The sequence below is a fragment of the Noviherbaspirillum sp. genome (genome assembly GCF_036846085.1).
Lineage (GTDB): Bacteria > Pseudomonadota > Gammaproteobacteria > Burkholderiales > Burkholderiaceae_D > Noviherbaspirillum.
Genome location: NZ_DAIUCO010000216.1, coordinates 1 through 9,392 on the forward strand (window position 1 = coordinate 1; position 9,392 = coordinate 9,392).

Annotated in this window: 9 protein-coding genes; 3 read left to right on the forward strand and 6 right to left on the reverse strand. The window is 62.6% G+C overall.

Annotation, left to right across the window (positions count from 1 at the left end; all coding sequences use genetic code 11):
• On the reverse strand, positions 1–222 hold a 222-nt coding region (locus V7080_RS19995; RefSeq protein ID WP_442947259.1), incomplete at its 3' end, for a hypothetical protein.
• 17 nt (positions 223–239) lie between these two features.
• On the opposite strand from V7080_RS19995, the gene V7080_RS20000 reads away from it, so the two are divergent.
• Together V7080_RS20000 and V7080_RS20005 are read left to right on the forward strand one after the other, a co-directional pair.
• On the forward strand, positions 240–644 hold the full coding sequence (locus tag V7080_RS20000) for a phage holin family protein (RefSeq protein ID WP_334190154.1): 405 nt from the start codon (positions 240–242) through the stop codon (positions 642–644).
• Positions 641–1,594, forward strand: a complete 954-nt coding sequence (locus V7080_RS20005; RefSeq protein ID WP_334190155.1) for a DUF3618 domain-containing protein — start codon at positions 641–643, stop codon at positions 1,592–1,594. The genes V7080_RS20000 and V7080_RS20005 overlap by 4 nt, the downstream gene beginning before the upstream one ends.
• A gap of 73 nt (positions 1,595–1,667) precedes the next feature.
• Here the strand turns inward: V7080_RS20005 and ettA are convergent, their stop codons facing one another.
• Together ettA and rarD are read right to left on the reverse strand one after the other, a co-directional pair.
• The gene (gene ettA, locus V7080_RS20010) at positions 1,668–3,335 is read right to left on the reverse strand and encodes an energy-dependent translational throttle protein EttA (RefSeq protein WP_334190156.1); all 1,668 of its coding nucleotides are present in this window, start codon (positions 3,333–3,335) and stop codon (positions 1,668–1,670) included.
• Between the two features lie 45 nt (positions 3,336–3,380).
• Positions 3,381–4,265 carry an EamA family transporter RarD gene (rarD, locus tag V7080_RS20015; RefSeq protein WP_334190157.1) on the reverse strand — a complete coding sequence of 295 codons (885 nt, stop codon included), beginning with the start codon at positions 4,263–4,265 and terminating at the stop codon, positions 3,381–3,383.
• Positions 4,266–4,500: 235 nt separating this feature from the next.
• Here rarD and V7080_RS20020 point away from each other — a divergent pair, with 235 nt between their 5' ends.
• Complete coding sequence (locus V7080_RS20020; protein WP_334190158.1) at positions 4,501–5,187, forward strand: Crp/Fnr family transcriptional regulator; 687 nt, start codon at positions 4,501–4,503, stop codon at positions 5,185–5,187.
• Positions 5,188–5,224: 37 nt separating this feature from the next.
• Here the strand turns inward: V7080_RS20020 and V7080_RS20025 are convergent, their stop codons facing one another.
• From V7080_RS20025 to icmF, 3 genes are all read right to left on the reverse strand, one after another.
• Positions 5,225–5,914, reverse strand: coding sequence for a diphthine--ammonia ligase (locus tag V7080_RS20025; RefSeq protein WP_334190159.1), 690 nt, complete (start codon positions 5,912–5,914; stop codon positions 5,225–5,227).
• Between the two features lie 34 nt (positions 5,915–5,948).
• The gene (locus tag V7080_RS20030) at positions 5,949–6,593 is read right to left on the reverse strand and encodes a zinc ribbon domain-containing protein (RefSeq protein ID WP_334190160.1); all 645 of its coding nucleotides are present in this window, start codon (positions 6,591–6,593) and stop codon (positions 5,949–5,951) included.
• 85 nt (positions 6,594–6,678) lie between these two features.
• Positions 6,679–9,392: fused isobutyryl-CoA mutase/GTPase IcmF (gene icmF, locus V7080_RS20035; RefSeq protein ID WP_334190161.1), on the reverse strand; the 2,714-nt coding region annotated here is incomplete at its 5' end.

The following is a 9,392-nucleotide window of genomic DNA, read 5'->3' on the forward strand; positions in this document are numbered from 1 at the left end:
GTCGTATGACGACATCCTTACCGCGACCGAACTCTCCGCAACCGGCGTCGGCAGCGATCCTGTCACCGGCATGACCGGCGACGGCACACCCGGCACGGCAACCTCCGCCGCCGGAACGGCACCCAGCGCGACGGGCGCCGGCAACACCAGCGTCACCGGCAGTTCCACAGGCGCGACGAAGGGTGCAAGCGGCACCGGCACATCGTCTACAAGTGGATCCAAAACCGGAGGAAACACGTATGGAAACCGATAAGAACGGCAAGTCGCTGCCGGCGCTTTTTTCGGACCTGACGCATGAGATGGTCGACCTGGTTCGCCAGGAGATTGCGCTGGCGCGCGCGGAGATGTCGCAAAAAGTCTCGTCCGCGACAACGGCGATCACCGCCGTCGCCATCGGCGCAGCGGTTGCCCTGGCAGGCTTGTTCATCATCCTGCAAGCCGTGGTGAAGGGGGTTGAGATGCTGCTTCCGCCGGAAGTGGCGCCATGGCTTGCGCCGTTGCTCGTCGGCCTGATCTTCGCAGTCATCGGGTACCTGATGCTCAGGGGCGGCACCGCCAAGCTGAAGCCGGACAACCTGATGCCGCACCGGACCATGGACTCGCTCCGCAGGGATAAGGGCTTAGTCAAGGAGAAAGCGCAATGAGAGAAAACAACGAAGATACTCGCCGCCCGGAGGAAATCGAGAACGACATCGAGCGCACGCGCGCGGAGGTCAGCTCCACCATCGATGCAATCCAGAACAAATTGGCTCCGACGCAGGTCATGGACCGCGCAGTGCACTATGCGCGCACCAACCTGCCGGACAACTTCGGCACCTTCCTGGGGGACACCGTCCGCAAGAACCCAATCCCGATCATCCTGTTCGGGCTCAGCATCGCATCGATCATGGTGCAGGGGCGGAAATCGGACGGCGTGGCACGCGTGCGCCGGCAGGCCCGGGACCGCCAGGACCTGGAGTTCGATCCGACCGTCTACGACGTGGACTACGTATCCAGCACGGCCGCCGTCGGTTCTCCGGAAGGCAGGACGAGCGGGACGATGGACAAGGTGGGGGAAAAAGGCCGGGGCCTGATGAACAAGGTCAGCGAGCTCGGGCATCGCGTCAGCGACAGCACATCGTCGATGGCGAGTCGCGCGCGCAGCAAGCTGTCCGGGTCGACTGGCAGCGGCACCGGTGTCAGCAGCGGCCAGCTCACCCAGAAATCCCGGCAGCAGTACTACCGCGCCAAGGATGGTTTCGACCGCATGATCGACGAACAGCCGCTCATGCTCGGCATCCTGGGTGTGGCGATCGGCACACTGCTCGGCGCATCCCTGCCGAACACGCGCCGTGAAGATCAGCTGATGGGCACCAAGCGGGACCAGCTGCTGGACACCGTCAAGGAAACCGTGCGCACGAAGGCCGACAGCCTGAAGGATTCGGCCCAGCGTGTCGCGCAGGCGGCGCAGCGTGAGGTCAAGAGTGTCGCCAGCGAGGCATCGCGCAACCGCACCACCGGAAGCACGACGCCAACAACGGGCACCAGGACCACTACGGTCGTCTCCGACACGACGATCATCAGCACGACGCCGGGGCAGCAGAACCTGCATTGAGCTGTAGCGCCGGCAAGGCAGCAACGGAAGTAAAAGGCCGCTCATTCGAGCGGCCTTTTTTATTTGCAACAGCTTATCGCGTGATCGGCTTGTAGCGGATCCGCTTCGGCTTCGCGCCTTCCTCGCCGAGGCGCTTCTTCTTGTCCGCCTCGTATTCCTGGTAATTGCCGTCGAAGAACACCACCTGCGAATCGCCCTCGAAGGCGAGGATGTGGGTGGCGATCCGGTCGAGGAACCAGCGGTCGTGGGAGATCACCAGCACGCTGCCGGCGAATTCCAGCAACGCATCTTCCAGCGCGCGCAATGTTTCCACGTCGAGGTCGTTGGACGGTTCGTCGAGCAGCAGGACGTTGCCGCCCATCAGCAGGGTCTTGGCCAGGTGCAGGCGTCCGCGCTCGCCGCCGGACAGGTTGCCGACGATCTTCTGCTGGTCGCTGCCCTTGAAGTTGAAGCGGCCGAGATAGGCCCGCGACGGCATTTCGAAACGGCCTACCGTCAGCACGTCGGCACCGTTCGACACATCCTCGAAGACCGTCTTGTTGCTGGAGAGCGTATCGCGCGACTGGTCCACCATCGATACCATGGCGGTCTTGCCGATGATGACTTCGCCGCTGTCCGGCTTTTCCTTGCCGGTGATCATCTTGAACAGCGTTGATTTGCCGGCGCCGTTCGGGCCGATGATGCCGACGATCGCACCGGGTGGCACGGTGAAGCTCAGGTTGTCGATCAGCAGGCGGTCGCCGAAGGCCTTCGACACGTTCTTGAATTCAATGACGTCATTGCCGAGGCGCTCGGCGACCGGGATGAAGATCTCCTGCGTCTCGTTGCGCTTCTGGTATTCGTGTTCGCTCAATTCATTGAAGCGGGCCAGGCGCGCCTTGCTCTTTGCCTGGCGGCCCTTCGGATTCTGGCGTACCCACTCCAGTTCCTTCGCGATGGTTTTCTGGCGTGAAGATTCGCTGGCTTCTTCCTGCTTCAGGCGGTTGCTCTTCTGCTCCAGCCAGGAACTGTAGTTGCCCTTCCAGGGAATGCCGTGACCGCGGTCGAGTTCGAGAATCCACTCGGCGGCATTGTCGAGAAAGTAGCGGTCGTGCGTGATGCCGACCACGGTGCCGGGGAAGCGCTGCAGGAACTGCTCCAGCCAGTCGACCGATTCGGCGTCGAGGTGGTTGGTCGGTTCGTCGAGCAGCAGCATGTCGGGTTTCGACAGCAGCAGGCGGCACAGCGCGACGCGGCGTTTCTCGCCGCCGGACAGCACGCCGATCTTGGCGTCCCATGGCGGCAGGCGCAATGCATCGGCGGCCATTTCCAGTTGCTGTTCGGGATTGTCGCCGGCGGCGGTGGAGATGATCGCTTCCAGCCGGGCCTGCTCGGCGGCCAGCGCGTCGAAGTCGGCATCGGGTTCCGCGTAGGCGGCATAGACCGCGTCGAGCTTGGCTTTCGCTTCGAAGACTTCGCCGAGGCCGCCTTCCACCGCCTGGCGCACGGTCTGCTCCGGGTCGAGTTCCGGTTCCTGCGGCAGGTAGCCGATGTTCAGGTTCGGCATCGGCACCGCTTCGCCCTGGATGTCCTTGTCGATGCCGGCCATGATCTTGAGCAGGGTGGACTTGCCCGAGCCGTTCAGGCCGAGCACGCCAATCTTCGCGCCGGGGAAGAACGACAGGGAAATATCCTTGAGAATCTGGCGCTTCGGCGGCACGATCTTGCCGACGCGGTTCATTGTGTAGACGTATTGAGCCATGGGGTTTTCCGGATTACGTGAAAAGAGATGAGTAGGATACGACAGTTATGCGGCGCCGGCCTTGGCGGACCAGGCCCGCCAGAGGCCTTCCGCCGAATAGACCAGCAACGCCGTCCAGATCAATGCGAAGCCGATCAGGCGTGCGCCGTCGAAGGCTTCGTTGTAGAGCCATACGCCGAGCATGAGCTGCAGCGTGGGGCCGATGTATTGCAGCAGGCCAAGTACCGACATTGGAATGCGGCGCGCGCCGGCGGCGAAGCAGAGCAGGGGCACGGCGGTAATCGGTCCGGCCAGCGCCAGCAGCCAGCGGGTGGCGGAGCTGCCGGTCGTGAAACTGTTCTGTCCGTCGAGCGACAGTACGACGAGGTAACCGAGAGCAAGCGGGAACAGCAGCAAGGTCTCCAGCGCCAGCCCTTCGAGCGCGCCAAGCGAAGCCGTCTTGCGCAACAGGCCGTACAGGCCGAAAGTTGCCGCCAGCGCCAGCGCGATCCACGGCAGATGACCGACCTGCCAGGTCAGCCAGAGGACGCCGCAGGCGGCGATGGCGATCGCGGCCCACTGTCCCGGGCGCATCCGCTCGCCCAGTACGATGAAGCCGAGCAGCACATTGAAGAGCGGATTGATGAAGTATCCGAGACTGGATTCCACCACCCGGCCATGATTGACGGCCCAGATGTAAACAAACCAATTGCTCGCGAGCAGGAGCGCGCTCGCCGTGAAGCCTGCCAGCACTTTCGGCTTGCGGATCACATCGCCCAGCCATACCCATTGTTTGCGCAACGACAGCAGCACCACTACCAGCAGCAGCGACCACACCATGCGGTGGACCAGGATTTCACTGGCGGGCACATGCTGCAGCGCCTTGAAGTACACCGGGAAAAGGCCCCACATCGCATAAGCGGCGGCGGCATAAAGCATTCCTGCATGCATGGTAGATATATTGAAAAGTGAAACGATCCGAAAGACGTGAGACCGTGCGGCGTTGGTTGGTTATAGTTGCCGAGGGTGTGCAATTATCGCAGCAATCGGAATATCAGATCATCGCTCCCGCGCAGCCGCTCCAACCTTCGGCACCATGATGTTCTTGGCATAGGGCAATGTGGCATATATGATGCTTCCCATCTGTTTCCGTCCGGCCGCAGCAAGCTTCTCCCGATTCGCCACCATGACTTCCTCCGAACTTTCCCTGATCGATATGTTGCGCCAGGCCGCCTGGGCGCAATCGCTGAGCGCCGAGCAAATGGCGCGGGTGGAGGCGGAAACCATTGAGCGTTTCGTGCCCGCCGGCGGCTATGCATGCCGCAAGGGAGAGTCGGCCGATTTCTGGATCGGCGCCATCGACGGACTGGTGAAGATGAGCAGCGAATCGCCGGAAGGCAAGACCATCACTTTCACCGGCCTGCTGAGCGGCGGCTGGTTCGGCGAGGGATCGCTGCTCAAAACCGGGCCGCGCCAATATGATGTCATCGCCATACGCGACACCCGCCTTGCCCTGATGCCGCGCAGCCTGTTCCTTTATCTCCTGGATAACAGCATCGCCTTCAACCGCTTCGTCATGACCTTGCTGAACGAACGGCTCGGCATGTTCATTTCGCTGGTCGAATTCGACCGCATGCTCGATACCAATGCGCGCCTGGCGCGCTGCCTCGCGGCATTGTTCAATCCGCACCTCAACCCGGGCATCAGTCCCGAAATCAAGATTTCGCAGGAAGAAATCGGCTACCTCGCAGGCGCATCACGCCAGCGGGTCAACGGCGGGCTGAAGGTGCTGGAAGAAGCGGGACTGGTGAAACTGGAGTACGGGCGCATCACCGTGCTCGACCTCGACGGGCTGCGCCGTTATCCATATTGACCCCGGCGGCCGACGAAACCGGACCGCGCCGATCAGGTCAGGCCGCGACCAGCCTCTGGAAGAAGTAGGTGGCCGGCGTCAGCGGTGCCGGTGATTCATAGCGCTGCTTCTCGCCGCGACGGAATGCGACCGGCTTCGCAAATGCCGGCCCGTCGTAGACGAAGGTATGGAATTCGCCGTTCTCGCCGCAGGCGTCCACGCCTTCCGGCAAGTCATCGATGAATGACTGGTCGAACTCGCGTCCGCAAAAATCCTCGGACAGGTGATTGCCGTTGATGCATACCACGACCGCCTTGAAACCGAGTGACAGGAATTCCTGCACCAGCCTCAGGCGCGGTTCGTCCCATAGCGGCAGGGAAGGCGCGATGCCGGCTTCGGCGCATACCTTTTCCTCCCACTCACGGTGGGGCACCAGGTCGATGTCGCCGAAGATCGCGTGGCTGATGCCATCCGCGCGCGCGTCGCGCAAGGTGGCGATGAAGCGTTCCTGGTAGGTTTCCCACGAAGTACGGTAGAAGCGCATCTCGGCGCCAAGCGCATCCGCCTGCGCTGTCAGCAGTTCCGGCGGCACGCCGTGCGAGCGCGCGCTTTCGCCGGTTTCATCCATGGCGGTGATCAGGCGGCGTATCGTCATGCCCGACTGGCGGGCGCGCCACATCGCGAGGCAGGAATCCTTGCCACCGCTCCATGAGACGAGCGCGGAGTGTCCGGTTGCGGCATTGCCCATGAATGGTCCTGGAGGAATGAAGGAAGGCGCAATACTACTGCTGTTTGCCGCATTCCGGGCAGAATCGGGTGCCCGGCGCGATCTCCGCCGAGCAGCCGCTGCAGTTTGATTTGACCGCCATCTTGTGTCCGCATTCCGGACAGAATTTTGCGCCGCGCGTTTCGGCGTTGCATCCCGGGCAGACCAGCTGCACGTCGCGTTTGACGTCCCGCTTCCTGCCGCGTTTCAGTCCCTCCTCGACAGCCGCTTCCATCGCACCCTGGCTTTCGGCCTGGGCGCGTGCCGCCGCGATCTGCACTTCGACGTCGGGCGCGCAATTGAGGCAGAAACCGCTGGCCTTGTCCGTGCAGGGCGCGCACACGTACTGGAAACACTTGGCGCAACGATGGAAATGGCCCTTCGCATCCGTGACCGCTTCCTGGAACGCCTCGTCCCGGGCGGAATTCCAGCCGGCCTGGGCAAGGCCATCAAGCGCGCTGCTGGCGCCGCCGAGCACGCCGCCAAAGAATCCGGCCGCCTTGGAGACCCATCCTGACGCCTGTCCGCTGCGATAGGGTTTGTACCTGGTGCGCCATGCATCGTTGCAGCGCTCGCAATGGAACTGGAACTGGAAACCGGCATCGACGCCGTCCTGCTGACTGAGATCCTGGTAGTTGTCGGCAAACTTGAACTGGGACATGCGCACTCCGGAAACGGATTTCTTGAAGGCATTATTTTAGCCCGCAAGGAATCCGATCCCGCCGGATTTTTATAGAGTGACAACCCTACATGTTGCGCCGGTACTGTCCGCCCACCTCGAACAATGCATCGGTGATCTGGCCGAGCGAACACACCCGGACCGCGTCCATCAGCTTGGCGAACACGTTGCCGTCGTCGATCACCGTCTGCTGCAGTTCCGCCAGCACGGCGGGCGCCCGCGCCGCATTGCGGGCATGGAATTCGGCCAGCCGCTTCAGTTGCGACTGCTTTTCATCGTCGGTCGAACGCGCCAGTTCGAGTGCCTGCGGCGTCAGGTCGCCTTTCGGGTTGCGGAAGGTGTTGACGCCGATGATGGGCAGCGTGCCGTCGTGCTTCAGGTGCTCGTAATGCATCGACTCTTCCTGGATCTTGCCGCGCTGGTAGCCGGTCTCCATCGCGCCCAGCACGCCGCCACGCTCGGCGATGCGCTCGAACTCCTGCAGCACCGCTTCCTCCACCAGGTCGGTCAGTTCCTCGATGATGAAGCTGCCCTGGTTCGGGTTCTCGTTCTTCGCCAGCCCCCACTCGCGGTTGATGATGAGCTGGATGGCCAGCGCCCGGCGCACCGATTCGTCGGTCGGCGTGGTGATCGCCTCGTCGTAGGCATTGGTATGCAGCGAATTGCAGTTGTCGTAGATCGCGATCAGCGCCTGCAGCGTGGTGCGGATATCGTTGAAATCGATTTCCTGCGCATGCAGCGAGCGGCCGGAGGTCTGGATGTGATACTTGAGTTTCTGTGCGCGCTCGTTGGCGCCGTACTTGTCACGCATCGCCACCGCCCAGATGCGCCGCGCAACCCGTCCCAGCACTGTGTATTCCGGGTCCATGCCGTTGGAGAAGAAGAACGACAGGTTGGGGGCGAAATCGTCGATGTGCATGCCGCGCGCGAGGTAGGCTTCGACGAAGGTGAAGCCGTTCGACAGGGTGAAGGCGAGCTGAGAGATCGGGTTGGCGCCGGCTTCGGCGATGTGATACCCGGAGATCGACACCGAATAGAAATTGCGCACCTGGTGATGCACGAAATATTCCTGTATATCGCCCATCACCTTCAGCGAAAACTCGGTCGAGAAGATGCAGGTGTTCTGTCCCTGGTCTTCCTTCAGGATGTCGGCCTGCACCGTGCCGCGCACGTTCTGCAGCACCCATGCGCGGATCTTCGCAGCCTCGTCGTCGGTTGGTTCGCGCCTGTTGTCGGCGCGGAACTTGTCCATCTGCTGGTCGATCGCGGTGTTCATGAACATCGCCAGGATGCTCGGTGCCGGACCGTTGATGGTCATCGATACCGAGGTCGACGGGCTGCACAGGTCGAAACCGTCATACAGCACCTTCATATCATCCAGCGTCGCGATCGACACGCCGGAGTTGCCGATCTTGCCGTAGATATCCGGGCGCAGGGCCGGGTCGGCGCCGTACAGCGTCACCGAATCGAAAGCGGTCGACAGGCGCTTGGCGTCCATGCCCTCGGACACCAGCTTGAAACGGCGATTGGTGCGGAAGGCGTCGCCTTCGCCGGCGAACATGCGGGTCGGGTCCTCGCCCTCGCGCTTGAAGGCGAACACGCCGGAAGTGTAAGGGAAGGATCCGGGCACGTTTTCCAGCATCAGCCAGCGCAGAATTTCGCCGTGGTCCTCGAACTTCGGCAAGGACACCTTGCGGATGGTTGTGCCGGACAGCGTTTTCTGCACGAGGCGGGTGCGGATTTCTTTGTCGCGGATCTTTACGACATAGTCGTCGCCGGCATAGGCGGCCTGCATGTCCGGCCACATCGCCAGCAGTTTCCTGGCTCCGCTGTCCATGGCGTTGTCGCGCTCAAGGATCACGTCGTCGAAATCGGCGTTCCTGCCAGCGGCTGTCAGCATGCGCCTGGCTTCCTGCAACTGCTGCCGTTCCCGCGCCAGCTTCACTTGCTTCTGCGCGTTGCGGTGGTAACCGCGCACCGTGTCCGCGATCTCCGCCAGGTAGCGCGACCGTGCCGGCGGCACGATCGCATTTTTTCCCGACGAGAACCGCACCGACACCGGCGCCAGCTTGCCGGGTTGCGTCTTCAATCCCCGTTCCGCCAGTTTCGGCAACAAACCGTGGTACAGGGCCGTCACGCCATCATCATTGAAGCGTGACGCCTGTGTGCCGTACACCGGCATCTCGTCCGTCGACTTGCTCCACAGTTCGCGGTTGCGCTGGTACTGCTTCGCCACGTCGCGCAACGCATCCTGCGCGCCCTTGCGGTCGAACTTGTTGATCGCGACGAAATCGGCGAAATCCAGCATGTCGATTTTTTCCAGTTGCGATGCGGCGCCGAATTCCGGCGTCATCACATACATGCTCAGGTCCACGTGCGGCACGATCGCCGCATCGCCCTGGCCGATGCCGGAAGTTTCGACGATCACCAGGTCGAAGCCGGCCGCCTTGCAGGCGGCGATCACATCCGGCAGCGCCTGCGAAATCTCCGAGCCGGCTTCGCGCGTCGCCAGCGAACGCATGAAGATGCGCGCCGGACCGCCCCACGGGTTGATCGCGTTCATGCGGATGCGGTCGCCCAGCAGCGCACCGCCGGATTTGCGCCGCGACGGGTCGATCGAGATCAGCGCGATGTTCAATGCATCCTGCTGGTCGAGCCGGATGCGCCGGATCAGTTCGTCGGTCAGCGACGACTTGCCGGCACCGCCGGTGCCGGTGATGCCCAGCACAGGCGCAGTGGCGGCTTTCGCCGCCGCATGCAGTTCCTGCTTGAAGTCAGCGG